Origin of the sequence: Rubrivivax rivuli (assembly GCF_004016505.1) — a bacterium.
Lineage (GTDB): Bacteria > Pseudomonadota > Gammaproteobacteria > Burkholderiales > Burkholderiaceae_C > Rubrivivax > Rubrivivax rivuli.
This window is the reverse complement of record NZ_SACR01000003.1, coordinates 749332-764285: the sequence shown is the minus strand read 5'-3', so window position 1 is coordinate 764285 and position 14954 is coordinate 749332. Positions and strand designations below refer to the sequence as shown.

8 protein-coding genes and 1 tRNA gene are annotated in these 14954 nt (G+C 72.8%); 7 read left to right on the top strand and 2 right to left on the bottom strand.

The genetic code is table 11. The features are described 5' to 3' along the window. Nucleotides 1–3: 3 nt before the first annotated feature. Nucleotides 4–330, bottom strand: coding sequence for a c-type cytochrome (locus EOE66_RS11980; RefSeq protein ID WP_128228890.1), 327 nt, complete (start codon nt 328–330; stop codon nt 4–6). Between EOE66_RS11980 and EOE66_RS21950 the strand changes: the two genes are divergently transcribed. Continuing rightward, nucleotides 329–682 carry a TIGR04438 family Trp-rich protein gene (locus tag EOE66_RS21950; RefSeq protein WP_205702681.1) on the top strand — a complete coding sequence of 118 codons (354 nt, stop codon included), beginning with the start codon at nt 329–331 and terminating at the stop codon, nt 680–682. The genes EOE66_RS11980 and EOE66_RS21950 overlap by 2 nt on opposite strands. Before the next feature lie 24 nt (nt 683–706). Here the strand turns inward: EOE66_RS21950 and ilvD are convergent, their stop codons facing one another. Next, nucleotides 707–2386 (bottom strand): dihydroxy-acid dehydratase, encoded by a 1680-nt coding sequence (ilvD, locus tag EOE66_RS11970; RefSeq protein ID WP_128228889.1) that lies wholly within the window; start codon nt 2384–2386, stop codon nt 707–709. A 126-nt stretch (nt 2387–2512) separates the two neighbouring features. Between ilvD and lgt the strand changes: the two genes are divergently transcribed. The 6 genes from lgt (at nt 2513) to recD (ending at nt 13936) form a co-directional block, all read left to right on the top strand. Then, nucleotides 2513–3340: a prolipoprotein diacylglyceryl transferase gene (gene lgt, locus EOE66_RS11965; RefSeq protein WP_128228888.1), complete on the top strand. Its 828-nt coding sequence runs from the start codon at nt 2513–2515 to the stop codon at nt 3338–3340. Continuing rightward, a complete protein-coding gene (gene dnaQ / locus EOE66_RS11960; protein WP_128228887.1) occupies nt 3337–4056 on the top strand; it encodes a DNA polymerase III subunit epsilon in 720 nt (239 codons plus the stop codon). The genes lgt and dnaQ overlap by 4 nt, the downstream gene beginning before the upstream one ends. 74 nt (nt 4057–4130) lie before the next feature. Further along, nucleotides 4131–4205, top strand: a tRNA-Val gene (locus EOE66_RS11955). Nucleotides 4206–4414: 209 nt separating this feature from the next. Continuing rightward, nucleotides 4415–8044, top strand: a complete 3630-nt coding sequence (gene recC / locus EOE66_RS11950; RefSeq protein WP_128228886.1) for an exodeoxyribonuclease V subunit gamma — start codon at nt 4415–4417, stop codon at nt 8042–8044. Continuing rightward, complete coding sequence (gene recB / locus EOE66_RS11945; protein WP_128228885.1) at nt 8037–11852, top strand: exodeoxyribonuclease V subunit beta; 3816 nt, start codon at nt 8037–8039, stop codon at nt 11850–11852. Before recC ends, recB begins: the two co-directional genes overlap by 8 nt. Then, complete coding sequence (recD, locus tag EOE66_RS11940) at nt 11849–13936, top strand: exodeoxyribonuclease V subunit alpha (RefSeq protein WP_128228884.1); 2088 nt, start codon at nt 11849–11851, stop codon at nt 13934–13936. Before recB ends, recD begins: the two co-directional genes overlap by 4 nt. Nucleotides 13937–14954: the final 1018 nt, after the last annotated feature.

Genomic DNA, 14954 nt, shown 5'->3' with positions numbered 1-14954 from the left:
GGGCTAGCGGTGCGTCAGCACCCAGTCCGCCAGCCGCTTGGCATCGGCTTCGCTCAGCGTGGGGTTGGCCGGCATGGGCACCACGCCCCAGGCCCCGCCGCCACCGGCGCGGATCTTCACCGCCAGCGCGGCCGAAGCGTTCGGCGTGCTGCCGTAGCGTTTGGCGATGTCACGCCACGCCGGGCCGACGATCTTGCGGTCCGCGGCGTGGCAGTTCATGCAGTTCTTCTGCTTGGCCAGCTCGGGGCTGGCCTGTGCGGCGCCGCCGGCGCAGGCCCACACCAGCAAGAGCAGGCCTTGCGCTACAGTGTTCCGAGGAGAGTTCGCCATGCCCTTGGTCATCGTCGGTGTTTTGTTGCTGGTGGCCCATCTGGCCGACTTCGGGCCTTTCGGCGCATGGCCTTGGTGGGCGATCGGCCTGCCCTTCCTGGGGGCCGTGCTGTGGTGGCAGTTTGCCGACAACAGTGGCTGGACGCAGCGCAGGGTCATGGAAAAGATGGAGCGCAAGAAACTCGCGCGCCGCGAGAAGGCCATGGAGGCGCTGGGCCTGACCACCCGGCGCGAACGCCATGCCACCCGCTCGCGCGAAGACGCGGCCCGCCGCAGCACGCCCGAGACCACCCGGCACGACCCGCGGCCCAAGCCTCCCGCCGAGCCCACCCGGCGCGACCCGCGGCTCTAGCCGGGGCCGCCTGCGGCCGAAGCCTCAATCCCCGTCGAGCACCGCGCCCTTGCTGGCGCTGGCCGCATTCTTCGCGAACTTCGCCAGCACACCGCGCGTGTAGCGCGGCGCAGGCTGTTTCCAGGCGGCGCGGCGGCGTGCGATCTCTTCGTCGCTCACGTTCAGCTGCAGCAGAAGCTGGTGCGCGTCGATGGTGATGCTGTCACCTTCCTGCACCAGTGCGATCAGGCCGCCTGCGTAGGCTTCGGGCGCGACGTGGCCCACCACCATGCCCCAGGTGCCACCCGAGAAGCGGCCGTCGGTGATCAGGCCCACGCTCTCGCCCAGGCCCTGGCCGATCAGCGCACCGGTCGGCGCCAGCATCTCGGGCATGCCCGGGCCGCCCTTGGGGCCCAGGTAGCGCAGCACCATCACGTCGCCGGCGACGATCTGCTTGGCCATGATCGCGGCCAGCGCGCTCTGCTCGTCATCGAACACGCGGGCCGGGCCGGTGATCACGGGGTTCTTCAGGCCGGTGATCTTGGCCACGCAACCCTCGGGGCTCAGGTTGCCCTTCAGGATGGCGAGGTGACCCTCGGCGTAGATCGGGTTCGTCACCGGGCGGATCACGTCCTGGTCGGCGCGCAGCGGCGGTATGTCCTTCAGGTTCTCGGCCACCGTCTTGCCGGTGATCGTGATGCAGTCGCCGTGCAGCAGGCCGGCGTCGAGCATCACCTTCATCACCGCCGGGATGCCGCCGGCGCGGTGCAGGTCGATGGCCAGGTGCTTGCCGCTGGGCTTCAGGTCGCACAGCACCGGCGTCTTGCGGCGCACGCGCTCGAAGTCGTCGATGCTCCACTCCACGCCCGCAGCGTGCGCGATGGCCAGGAAGTGCAGCACGGCGTTGGTGCTGCCGCCGGTGGCCATGATCACGGCCACGGCGTTCTCGATGGCCTCCTTGGTGACGATGTCGCGCGGCTTGAGGTCGTTCTTCACCGCGTTCACCAGCGCCCGTGCCGCCTCTTGCGTGTGCGCCAGGATGGGGTCTTCGACGTTGGCCATCGTGCTGGCGTAAGGCAGGCTCATGCCCAGCGCCTCGAAGGACGAGCTCATCGTGTTGGCGGTGTACATGCCGCCGCAGCTGCCGCTGCCGGGGATGGCGCGGCGCTCGATCTCGCAGAAGTCTTCTTCGCTCATCTTGCCGGCCGTGAACTGGCCCACGGCCTCGAAGACGCTGACGATGTTGAGGTCCTGCCCCTTGTAGCGGCCCGGCAGGATGGTGCCGCCGTAGACGTAGATGGCTGGCACGTTGGCGCGCAGCATGCCCATCATGCCGCCGGGCATGTTCTTGTCGCAGCCGCCGATGACGAGCACGCCGTCCATCCACTGGCCGCCGACGCAGGTTTCCACGCAATCGGCGATCACCTCGCGGCTCACCAGGCTGTATTTCATCCCCTCGGTGCCCATGGCCATGCCGTCTGAGATGGTGGGCGTGCCGAAGATCTGCGGGTTGGCGCCAGCGTCCTTCAAGGCCGCCACCGCGGCATCTGCCAGCTTCTGCAGCCCGCTGTTGCAGGGCGTGATGGTGCTGTGGCCGTTGGCCACGCCGATCATCGGCTTGCCGAAGTCGCTCTCCTGGTAGCCCATGCCGTAGTACATGCTGCGGTTGGGCGCGCGGGCGACGCCTTCGGTGATGTTCTTGCTGCGGCGGTTGCTGCTGCTCATGGTGCGGGGGGTCTCCGTGGTGCCTGCGCCGGATTATCGGCGGCAGCGCACCGCAAGCCGCGCGGCCGGCGCGCAGGCATGGACAATCGCGCCTTCCACAGCCGACCCTGCCCCTGGACACCGCCGATGCTCGTGCATCCCCAGTTCGACCCCATCGCCTTCTCGCTCGGACCCGTGGCCGTGCGCTGGTACGGCCTGAGCTACCTCGTCGCCTTCGGCCTCTTCCTGTGGCTGGCAGCGCAGCGCGCGGCCAAGCCGCAGTACGCCACGCGCGGCTGGCAGCGGCGCGACGTGGAAGACATGCTCTTCTTCGGCGTGCTCGGCGTCATCATCGGCGGGCGCCTGGGCTACTGCTTCTTCTACAAGCCCGGCTACTACCTGGCGAACCCGCTCGAAGTGTTCATGGTGTGGAAGGGCGGCATGGCTTTCCACGGCGGTTTGCTGGGTGTGATCAGCGCGATGGCGCTCTACGCCCGCAGCCGCGGCCGGCACTTCCTGGAGGTGATGGACGTGGTGGCGCCTTGTGTGCCCATCGGCATCGCGGCCGTGCGCGTGGCCAACTTCGTCAACGGCGAACTCTGGGGCCGCCAGGCCGACCCCTCGCTGCCCTGGGCGATGGTCTTTCCGCAAAGCGGCGAGAGCTTTGCACGCCACCCTTCGCAGCTCTACCAGGCCCTGCTGGAGGGCCTGCTGCTCTTCGTGCTGCTGCAGTTCTATGCGCGGCGTGAACGTGCGATGGGGCAGGTGGCCTCGGCCTTCGTCTTCGGTTACGGCTGCCTGCGTTTCGTGGCCGAGTACTTCCGCGAGCCCGACAGCTTCCTCGGCCTGCTGGCGCTGGGCATGAGCATGGGCCAGTGGCTGTGCCTGCCGATGATCGTGCTGGGCGCGGTGTTGTGGGTGTGGTGCGGCCGGCGCGCGCCGCTGGCGAAGGCGGGGGCGGGGGTGAAGTCATGACGCGTCAGATCTTTCTCGACACCGAAACCACGGGCCTCTCGGCCGCCGATGGCGATCGCATCGTCGAGGTGGGCTGCATCGAGCTCGACAACCGCCGCCTCAGCGGCCGCACGCTGCACCACTACGTCAACCCGCAGCGCAGCAGCCACCCTGATGCCGTGCGGGTGCACGGCATCACTGACGAGTTCCTGGCCGACAAGCCGCCGTTCTCGGCCATCGCCGACGAGCTGGTGGAGTTCGTGCGCGGGGCCGAGGTCATCATCCACAACGCGGCCTTCGACGTGGCTTTCCTCGACGCCGAGTTCACGCGCCTGGGCAAGCCGAAGTTCTCTGCGCTGGCCTCGAAGGTGACCGACAGCCTGCTGATGGCGCGCGAGATGTTCCCCGGCAAAGCCAACAGCCTGGATGCCTTGTGCAAGCGGCTGGAGGTGGACAACAGCCACCGTGAGCTGCACGGCGCGCTGCTCGACGCGGGGCTGCTGGCCGAGGTCTACCTGCGCATGACGCGCGGGCAGGGCAGCCTGGTCATCGACGAAGGCGGCAGCAGCAGCGGCCCGGTGCGCGGCGACGAACGCGTGGATCTGCGCGCGCTGGCGTTGCCAGTGCTGCGCGCCAGCGATGCCGAGCGTGCGGCGCACGAGGCCATGCTGGCCGAGCTGGACAAGGCCAGTGGCGGCAAGACGCTCTGGCGCCAGCAAGGCGGCGTTCCGGCTTGACGGCAGCCACAGAAAATCGTGCATAATAGTGGGCTCCGGTTGCAGTGCTGCTTCAGAAAGCGGATCAGCCATCCGGGCGGTTAGCTCAGCGGTAGAGCACTGCCTTCACACGGCAGGGGTCGCAGGTTCGAACCCTGCACCGCCCACCAAGGAAATCAACGATTTACAGCGCCTCAGGGCGCTGTTTTCGTTTCTGGTGTCCTGAAAGTGTCTGATGGGTGCGCCGCCCCGGCCCTCGTGTAGCCTCGGCGCCCGCAGGCACTGCCGGGCGAATGAGGTGTCGAGGCCCGAAGGCAGGCTCATGTTCTGAGCCTGCCGGCTGTGAAGCTGCGCACCCATGCACGCCTTTCCTCCATCCATGCCTGAGTCCGTCTCACCAGCCCTCACAGGCGCCGCACTCACGCCCGGCCTGCTGGTGCTGCACGGCAACCGCCTGGCAGCCCTGGCCGAGACCGTGTTCGCCTTCCTCGCGCGCCACCCGCTGGGGCCGCTGGAGGAAGAGACGCTGCTCGTGCAGAGCAACGGCATGGCCGAGTGGCTGAAGATGGAACTGGCCACCGCCCAGGGCCTGTGCGCGGCCACGCGCGTGGAGCTGCCGGCGCGCTTCATCTGGCGCGCCTACCGCGCGGTGCTGGGGCGGGCCGCGGTGCCGGCGGTGTCGGCGCTGGACAAGCTGCCGCTGACCTGGCGCCTGATGCGCCTGCTGCCCGGGCTGGCCGCGCAGCCGGGCTTCGAGCCCGTGGCGGCTTTCCTGGGCGCCGACGACAGCCCCGCGCGCCGCCTGCAGCTGGCGCGGCGCCTGGCCGATCTGTTCGACCAGTACCAGGTCTACCGCGGCGACTGGCTGCAGGCCTGGGCGGCGGGGCGCAACACGCTGCCGCGTGCCCCTGCGGCTGCGGCAGACGTGCCTGCCGACCAGGCCTGGCAGCCCGCGCTGTGGCGCGCGCTGCTGGCCGAGTTGCCCGCCGAAGAGCAGGCCGCAGCGCGCCCGCAGCTGCAGCAGCGCTTCGTGCAGGCCTTGCGTGAGACCGGCGCCGGGCCCTGGCCGGGCCTGCCGCGCCGCGTGGTGCTGTTCGGCACCACGCACATCCCGCAGCAGCTGCTGGAAGCGGTGGCGGCGCTGTCCGAGCACGTGCAGGTGCTGCTGGCCGTGCCCAACCCCTGCCGCTACCACTGGGCCGACCTCATCAGCGGGCGTGAACTGCTGCGGGCCGCGCGCCGCCGCGCGCCGCTGCGCGGCGGCACCGACCTGGCCGCGCTGCCGCTGGAGGCCCTGCACCTGCACGGCCACCCGCTGCTGGCCGCCTGGGGGCGGCAGGGGCGCGACTTCGTGCGCCAGCTCGACGCCTTCGACAACGCCGAAGTGGCGCGGCAGCGGTTTGCGATGTCGCGCGTCGACTTCTTCGACGAAGGCCCGGGCCAGACGCTGCTGCAGCAGCTGCAGGCGCAGATCCGCGATCTGCAGCCCCTGGCGGAAGCCCGCGCCACCGCCGTGCCGCCGGCGGCGGACGACCGCTCCATCGTCTTCCACGTCGCGCACGGCGCACAGCGCGAGGTGGAGGTGTTGCACGACCAGCTGCTGCACCTGCTGGCCCACCCGCCGGGGGGCGATGCGCTGCAGCCGCGCGACATCGTCGTGATGGTGCCCGACATCGAGACCTTCGCGCCGGCCATCCGCGCCGTCTTCGGCCAGCACGGCCGCGGCCACCCGCGGCACATCCCCTGGGGCCTGGCCGACCAGCGCGAGCGCGGCCGCCACCCGCTGCTGCTGGCCCTGGAATGGCTGCTGCGCGCGCCGCAGCAGCGCCACAGCTTCAGCGAACTGCAGGGCCTGCTGGAGGTGCCGGCGCTGGCGCGGCGCTTCGGCCTGGCGCCCGAAGACCTGCCCACGCTGCTGGCCTGGGCAGCCGGCGCCGGCGCACGCTGGGGCCTGAGTGCGGCACAGCGCGCGCAGCTGGGCCTGGCCAGCTGCGAGGGTTTCAACAGCTGGCAGTTCGCGCTGCAGCGCCTGCTGCTGGGCTATGCGACGGGCGAGTTGCCGCCCGCGGCCGAGCGCCCCGCCGGCATCGAGCCCCACCCCGAGGTGGCGGGCCTGGACGCCGAACTCGCCGGTGCGCTGGCCGAGTGGCTGGGCGTGCTGCAGGCCTGGTGGGCCGACAGCGGGGTGCCGCGCGCGCCCGAAGCCTGGGCGGTGCGGGCGCGGGCGCTGCTGCAGGCGGTGTTCGCCGCGCAGGACGACGAAGAACGCGCGCTCTTGGCCGCGCTGGACGAGGCCCTAGGCGCCTGGCTGCAGGCCTGCGAGGCCGCGGGTTTCGACGAGCCGGTGGCGCTGGACGTGCTGCGCGAAGCCTGGCTCGACGCGCTGGACGAACCCGGCCTCACGCGCCGTTTCCGCGCCGGCGGCGTCACCTTCTGCACGCTGCTGCCGCTGCGCGCCATTCCTTTCGAGGTGGTGTGCCTGCTCGGCATGAACGATGGCGACTACCCGCGTCGCAGCCTGCGCAGCGATTTCGACCTGATGGCGCTGCCCGGGCAGGCGCGCCCGGGCGACCGCTCGCGCCGCGACGACGACCGCCAGCTGATGCTGGACGCGCTGCTCTCGGCGCGGCGTGTGCTCTACCTCAGCTGGGCCGGCCGCAGCGTGCGCGACAACCAGGGGCAGCCGCCCTCGGTGCTGGTCGGGCAGCTGCAAGACCACCTGGAAGCGGTGTGGGGCGAGGCGGCGCTGAAGGCGCGCATCACCGAGCACCCGCTGCAGCCCTTCAGCCGGCGCTACTTCGAGGCGCCGGCATTGGCCGAAGGCGCGGCGGCGCCGGCGCTCTTCACCTACGCGGCCGAGTGGCGGGGCGCGCACGAGGGGCCGGCCGAGCCCGCCGCAGCTGCTGCGCCCGCTGCGGTGGCCCCGGTAGCGCCCTCGCTCGCACCGGCCACGCTGGACGCGCTGGCGGCCTTCCTGAAGAACCCGGTGAAGGCCTGGTTCCGCCACCGCCTGCAGGTGCAGTTCACCGAACGTGCCGAGGCGCCGCCCGACGACGAGAGTTTTGCCGCCGCCGGGCTGGACCGCTGGCAGCTGATGGACGAGGTCTTGCGCAGCGCGCAGCGCGAGGCCGCGCTGGCCGCGGCGCAGGGCGCAGACACGGCCGTCGATGCCGAGGCCGTTGCCTGCGCCGTGCAGGCCGAGCTGGCTCGCCTGCAACGCGCCGGCCGCCTGCCGCTGGCTGGGCCGGGCCGTCGTGTGCAGGCCGAGCTGCAGCAGACGCTGCAGCCCATGCTGCAGCACTGGCAGGCCTTGCGCGCCGCGCACCCGCAGCTGCTGCCGCCGCTGCCGCCGGCGCTGCCCGCGGTGGTGCAAGACGACCTGGCCGACGGCTTGCCCGCCATGCCCGGGCTGAGCGATGCGCTGGTCGGCCTGCGCGCCAGCGCCGAGCCCGGCGCGCTGCCGGTGTTCATCGAGCTGCAGGCCAGCCGCCTGGTGAGCAGCAAGCCGAGCAAGGCGCCGCCGCCGCGCGCCGACAAGCTGCTGCGCCCCTGGCTGCGGTGCCTGGCCGCAGCCGCCTGCGGCCGGCCGGTGGCCGGCATCGTCGTCGGTGCCGACAAGGTCGTGCACCTCGCCCCGCCCGAGCCCGCGGCCGCGCGGCAGACGCTGCAGGCCTTGCTGGCCGCCTGGGCCGATGGCTTGAGCGCCGACGCGCCCTGGCCCACCGCGCTGGCCACCGGCCTGGGCTTGTTGAAGAGCGCCGAGGCCGCGCAGGCCGCCTTCGAAGGCAGCGCCCAAGGCCGCGTGCCCGCCGAGGGCCGCGAGCCATGCCTCGCACGCCTGTTCCCCAGCTACGCGCACCTGGCGGCCCACCCGGCGCACGAGCCGGCCTCGCGCACGCTCTACGCCGCGCTGGCCGAGGCGATGGCCACGCAGCTGCGCATCGAAGACCTGCCGGGCGGAGCGGCTGGCGACGAGGCCGAGGCCGCCGCGGGAGACGGTGATGAGTGAGCTGCCGAACCCCGCCGCAGCGCAGCTGCTGAACCCGCTGACGCTGCCGCTGCAGGGCAGCCGCCTCATCGAGGCCAGCGCCGGCACCGGCAAGACCTGGACCATCGCCGCGCTCTACCTGCGCCTGGTGCTGGGTCACGGCGGTGCGGCCGCCGCGCCAGTGCGGCCGCTGCTGCCCGGTGAGATCCTGGTGATGAGCTTCACCAAGGCCGCCACGCGCGAGCTGTCCGACCGCATCCGCGCGAGGCTGGTCGAGGCCGCCGCCAGCTTCCGCGGCGAGCCGCGCCCGCCCGATGCGCCGGCGCCCGACGCCTTCCTCACCGCGCTGCTGGCCGAACACGCCGCAGGCCCTGTGCGCGAGCAGGCCGCCTGGCGCCTGGCCATGGCCGCCGAGGCCATGGACGATGCCGCCGTCTTCACCATCGACGCCTGGTGCCAGCGCATGCTGCGCGAGCACGCCTTCGACAGCGGCAGCCTCTTCGACGAAGAACTGCAGGCCGACGAAGCCGCGCTGCGCGAGCAGGCCGCGCACGACTACTGGCGCCAGCAGGTCTACCCCCTGGCCGACGAGGCCCTGGCCGCCGTGCTGGGCACCTGGGCCGACGTGGAGGCGCTGGTGCACGACGTGCAGGGCCTGCTGCAGCGCCCGCTGGCGCACGCGGTGCCCGCAGGGAGCCTGGGCGAGGCGGCGATGCGACTGCTGGCCGAGCGGCGGGCGGTGCTGGCGCGGCTGAAGGCGGGCTGGGTGGAGCGCGTCGAGGCCATGGAGCGCTGGCTGGTGGAGCGGCTGGCGCCGCGAGACAGCGTCTTCAACCGGAACAAGCTGCGCGAGCAGTACTACGCGCCGTGGCTGGCCGCACTCACACGCTGGGCGCAAGATCCCGAGGCCGCGACCATCGAGGGCCTGAACGACACGGGCCGTCTGCGCCTGACGCCGGCCGGCTTGCAAGCGGCCTGCAAGGAGGGCGCCTCTGTCGACCCGCCGCCCGAGTTCGCGGCCTTCGAAACCCTGCTCGCCGCGCTGGAGGCCTTGCCGCCCATCGGCCCGGCGCTGCGCGCGCATGCCGTGGCGCACATCGGCCAGCGGCTGGCGCAGCTCAAGGCCCAGGGCGGGCGCTTCGGCTTTGCCGACCTGCTGCAGCGCCTGGACGCCGCGCTCGACACCACGCGCCACGGCGAACGCGCGCTGCGCCTGCGCGAGCGCATCCTCGCGCAGCACCCGGTGGCGCTGATCGACGAGTTCCAGGACACCTCGCCGCTGCAGCTGCGCATCTTCGACCGCCTCTACCGCATCGCGCAGACGCCGCCTTCGCAGGCGCTGCTGCTGATCGGCGACCCCAAGCAGGCCATCTACGCCTTCCGCGGGGCCGACATCCACAGCTACCTGCAGGCGCGCCGCGCCACCGCCGGCCGCCACCACGTGCTGGGCACCAACCACCGCAGCAGCATGGCGCTGGTCGCGGCGGTGAACGCCTGTTTCGCGCAGGCCGAGGCGCGGCCGGGCGAGGGCGCCTTCCTGCTGCGCGGCGAGCTGCCTTTCCTGCCTGTGGCCGCGCGCGGGCGTGCCGAGCGCTGGGTCAGCGCAGCCGGGGATGAAGCGCCGCTGCTGCTGTGCTTGTCGGAAGACCTGCAGGGCGGGGCGGCGCACCTGCAGCGCTACGCCGCGCTGTGCGCCGAGCACATCGTGCAGCGCCTGAACGACGCGGCCTGCGGCTTCGTAGGCCAGGGCGGCGCCTTTCAGCCGCTGCGCCCGGCCGACATCGCCGTGCTGGTGCGCAGCGGGCGCGAAGCGGCGGCGGTGCGCGCGGCGCTGCAGGCGCGCGGTGTGGCCTCGGTCTACCTGTCGGACCAGGACAGCGTCTTCGCCAGCGACGAGGCCGCCGACCTGCTGCGCCTGCTGCATGCCGTGGCCGCCCCGCGCGACACGCGCCTGGCGCGCGCCGCGCTGGCCACCGCGCTGCTGGCGCTGCCGCTGCCCGAGCTGCTGCAGCTGGCCCACGACGACAGCGCCTTCGACGCGCGCTGCGCCACGCTGGCCGAGCTGCAGCGCGTGTGGCAGCAGCAGGGCGTGCTGGCGATGCTGCGGCGCGCCCTGCATGCTTTTGCGCTGCCGGCGCGCTGGCTGGCGGGCACCATACCCGGCGCACTGCCCGACGCCGCCAGCGGCGAACGCCGCCTCACCAACGTGCTGCACCTGGCCGAGCTGCTGCAGGCTGCCAGCAGCACCGTCGAGGGCGAGCCGGCGCTGCTGCGCTGGCTGGCGCTGCAGATCGACGAGGCCCAGGCCGGCCGCGGCGGCGCCGCCGGCGACGAGCAGGTGCTGCGACTGGAAAGCGATGCCGACCTCGTGCAGGTCATCACCGTGCACAAGAGCAAGGGCCTGGAGTACCCGCTGGTCTGCCTGCCCTTCGCCGCCCAGGCGCGGCCCGAGACGGGCCGCGGCGGCGTGAACGTGGCGGCCGAGGACGGCCAGCGCCTGTGGCAGCTGGCGCCCAGCAGCGAGCAGGTGCAGGCCGCCGAGGCCGAGCGCCTGCGCGAAGACACGCGGCTGCTCTACGTGGCGCTGACACGCGCGCGCCACCAGCTGTGGCTGGGGGTGGCGCCGCTCACGCGCGGCAACGGCAAGGCCTGCCAGTGGCACCTCAGCGCCTTGGGCCGTTTGGTCTCGGGCGCTGCCGAGCGCACGGCCGAGGCGATGGTGGCCGACGTGCGCCAGTTCTTCGCCCTGGTGCCCGGCGCGCAGCTGCTGGCGCCAGCGCTGCAACCCGAGACCGGCCTGCCGCCACGCACGCGCCTGGCCCCGCGCACCGCCGCCGCGCCGCTGCGCCCGGCGCCGCGCTACAGCGCCCGCTTCGACCGGCTGTGGGCCGTCAGCAGCTACTCGGCGCTGGTGCGGGATGCGGCGCCCGTCGCGCCCGCGCTCCAGGCGGCGACGGCCGCCGTGCCGCGGCTGCTGCCGACGGCCGAAGCGCTGCCGCTGAGCACTTTCCTGCTCGACGACGAACCGGCCGAAGCCGAGGCCACCGCGGCCGTGAGCCCCGCTGCGGGCCCGCCTGCGCGCGGCGTGGCCGACACGCCCTGGCATCGCTTCCCGCGCGGGGCGCTGGCCGGCAACTTCCTGCACGGGCAGCTGGAATGGCTGGCCGGCGAGGGTTTTGCGCTCGACACCCAGCCGGCGCTGCAGCAGGCCCTGCAGCGCCGCTGCGAGCGCCAGGGCTGGGGCCACCGCGCCGACGATGTGCTGGCCTGGCTGCGCGCCGTCTGCAGCCGGCCGCTGCCGCCATTGGGCGTGCCGCTGGCGGGTCTCAGCCGCTGCCTGCCCGAGATGGAGTTCTGGCTGCCCAGCACCGGCCTGCACACCGGCGAGATCGACCGCCTGTGCCGCCAGCACCTGCTGCCCGGCCGCGCCCGCCCGGCCTTGGCCGAACGCCAGCTGCACGGCCTGCTGATGGGCTTTGCCGACCTCGTCTACGAACAAGACGGCCGCTTCGGCGTGCTCGACCACAAGAGCAACGCGCTGGGCGGCTTCGATGCCGACTACACGCCTTTCGCCATGGAAGAGGCCATGCTTGCCCACCGCTACGACGTGCAGGCCGCGCTCTACCTGCTGGCTTTGCACCGGCTGCTGCGCGCGCGCCTGGGCGCGGCCTACCGGCCGGCCTACCGGCCGGCCGAGCAGCTGCACGGCGCGGTCTACCTCTTCCTGCGCGGCATCCACAGCGAGAGCGCCGGCGCGCTGCACCTGGCACCGCCACTGGCGCTGTTGCAGGCGCTGGACGAAGCCATTCCGCAGGGGGCCGGCGCATGAACACCGCAGCCGACACCCTCGATCTCTTGCGCGGCTGGCGTGCGGCCGGCTGGCTGCGGGCGCTGGACCTGGCCTTCGCCGAGTTCCTGCACGGCCTGGACGCGCAGGCGCCGCCCAGCCTGCTGCTGGCCGCGGCGCTGCTGGCGCAGCTGGAAGGTCGCGGCCACAGCGCGCTGCCGCTGCAGGGCCTGGCGCAAGAGGCGCCACCGCTGCTGGGCTGGCCGGCCGAGGCGCAGGCCCCGCTGCAGGCCGCGCTGGCCACGATGCCGGCCGATGCCGCCGCGGCACAGCGCGCCTGGGGCGGCACGGCGCTGCTCAGCACCGCGCCGGCGGTGGCGCAGGGGCCCGATGCGGGCAGCCCGCTGGTGCTGCAGACCGGGCGCCTGTACCTGCGCCGCTACTGGCGGTATGAGGCCGACATCGCGGCGCAACTGCGCCAGCGTGTGCAGGCCGAGGCCGGATCGGGGCATGCGCCGGATGAGGCTCGCGCGCTGCTGGCGGCCTTGTTCGATCTACCTGAAGCCGCTGCCGCCGAACCCGACTGGCAGGCCGTGGCCTGCGCGCTGGCGTTGCGCGCGCGCCTGACGCTGATCACCGGCGGCCCGGGCACCGGCAAGACCTACACCGCCGCGCGCCTGCTGGTGCTGCTGCAGGCGCTGCACGGCGGCGCGCAGCCGCTGCGCGTGGCGCTGGCCGCGCCCACCGGCAAGGCGGCAGCGCGGCTGCGGCAATCGATGGTGGCCGCACTGCAGGGCCTCGTGGCGCGGGCCGCGGCGTCTGAAGCCTCGGGCGCGCCTGCGGCCTCCAGCCCGCCACCGGCACCGCCCGCGCTGCAGGCCTTGCCGCTGGCGGCCTGGACAGCGGCCTTGCCCCCGGCACGCACGCTGCACGCCCTGCTGGGCACACGCCCCGGCACGCGGCGCTTCGTGCACGACGCGGCGCAGCCGCTGGACGTGGACTTGCTCTTCGTCGACGAAGCCTCGATGGTGCACCTGGAGATGATGGCCGCACTGCTGCAGGCGCTGCCCGCCGGCGCGCGCCTGGTGCTGTTGGGCGACCGCGACCAGCTGGCCTCGGTGGAGGCCGGCGCGGTGATGGGCGAGCTGTGCGCTGGTGCCGGCCCGCAGGCCTATGACGCAGCCACCGCGGCCTGGGTGCAGGCGCACAGCGGCCAGCGCCTGCCGCCGCCCGTGGTGGCGGATGCAGGCCACTCCGGCGGCCTGGCGCAGCAGACCGTGGTGCTGCAGCGCAGCCGACGCTTCGCCGGCCCCATCGGCCAACTGGCCACGGCCGTGAACCGCGGCGAGGGCGCCGAGGCGCTGGCGCTGCTGCGCGCCCAGACCGCTCAGCCCGGCGGTGGCGCCTTGGCCCTGGTGCCGGCCGCCGACAGCGCCGCCATCGCGCGGCTGGCGGTGCAGGGCCGTGCCGCCGCCGAGGCCGGTGTGGACACTGCCGGTTACGCGGCGGCCCTGCAGGCCCTGGCGCAGCGCCCAGCCGAGACCGAGGCCTTCGAGCCCTGGGTTCGCGGGCTGCTCACCACCTTCGACCGCTGCCGCGTGCTGTGCGCGCTGCGCAGCGGGCCCTTCGGCGTGGCCGGGCTCAACGCGGCCATCGAGGCCGCGCTGGTGCAGCAAGGCGTGCTGAAGAAGGGCGGCGAGTGGTACGAAGGCCGCCCGGTGATGGTCACGCGCAACGAGCCGGCGCTGGGCATCTTCAACGGCGACATCGGCCTCGTGCTGGCCCCGCCCGGCGCCGCCAACGCGGCCAACCCCCAAGCGCCGCTGCGCGCCTGGTTCCTCGATGGCGAGACGCTGCGCTCGGTGGCCATCAGCCGCCTGGCTGACGTGGAAACGGCCTATGCCATGACGGTGCACAAGAGCCAGGGCTCGGAGTTTGCGCACGTGCTGCTGGTGCTGCCGCCCGAAGACAACCCGGTGCTCACGCGCGAGCTGGTCTACACCGGCATCACGCGTGCGCGCAGCGCCTTCACGCTGGTGGCGCCCGAGCCCGCGCGCCTGGTGACGGCGGCCGCCCGCCTGACACGCCGGCTCAGCGGGCTGGCCGAGGCGGTGCGCGGCGCCTGAAGCGGCGTCACGTCAGTACTGCCGGCTGCCGCCCTCGCGTGGCGCCAGCCTGGTTGCTCTGGCGCGCAAGGGCCAACAAGCAGCTGGCGAGGGTCGCGCCACCGGGTGGGTCGAAGGTGTCCCGGAGTTGTTGCGGCTGGCCTACGCGCCCGCACATCTTGATTCCCGCGCGCAGACTGTTTGGTCCCGACTGGCTTGCCAGGAAGCGGCCCCTCGTCAGTACCGGCACGCGGCCATGACCCGTCGTTCGCGACCGGCCGGGCTGGAGCACTCAAACGTTGCTGGCGCCCGCGATCAATGACGCTCAGCGGGCGCTGCACCGCCATCAGCACGTCCTTGGGCACCTGTGCTTTCCGCGTCATGATGTCGCACAACTGCAGCACCGCGCGTTCCAGGGCATTGGATATGACGATGGTTGCCCACTCGGACAAGGCGTCCAACTGGGCTTAGGTGACGCTTTTCTTTAGCGCGATCGGTTTATGCTCTTCGGCCTCGTACGGCGCGCCGCTGAGCTGGGCCACGCGCATAATGAGCGGTCCGCGCATCGCGCCGCCAAGACTCAGTTACTGCCGTACGACTGCCAGTTAGCCCAGCCAGCCTTCGGCCAGCGGTAGACTGTGCAGCAACGTCTGGTACAGATGCGGGACGCTGTCGCGTTCGGCCACGATGGGTTCGACCAGCGGCTGTGTTTCGTGCCTGGAAAGGTTTGAACAGGCGACGTGGACCAACGCGGTAACACTGGAGCGGTGAAACCCATTGCCGCGTTCTGTCTTGCCGCTGCGAGCCTGCTGGCGTCTGCCCTCGCGTAAGCCCAGGCGTGGCTCTTGAAGAAACCTATTCGCCTAATGGCCGTGTTCCCGCCCGGCGGCTCGGTGGATCAGGTCGCCCGCATCCTGGCGCAGCCGCTGCCGCAGGTGCTGGGCCAGGCGGTGAGCGTCGACAACCGAGGCGGTGCATCGGGTTCGATCGGCGCCGCCTTTGTCGCCAAGTCGGGCGCACAGAAGGGCGCCCCCCGAGC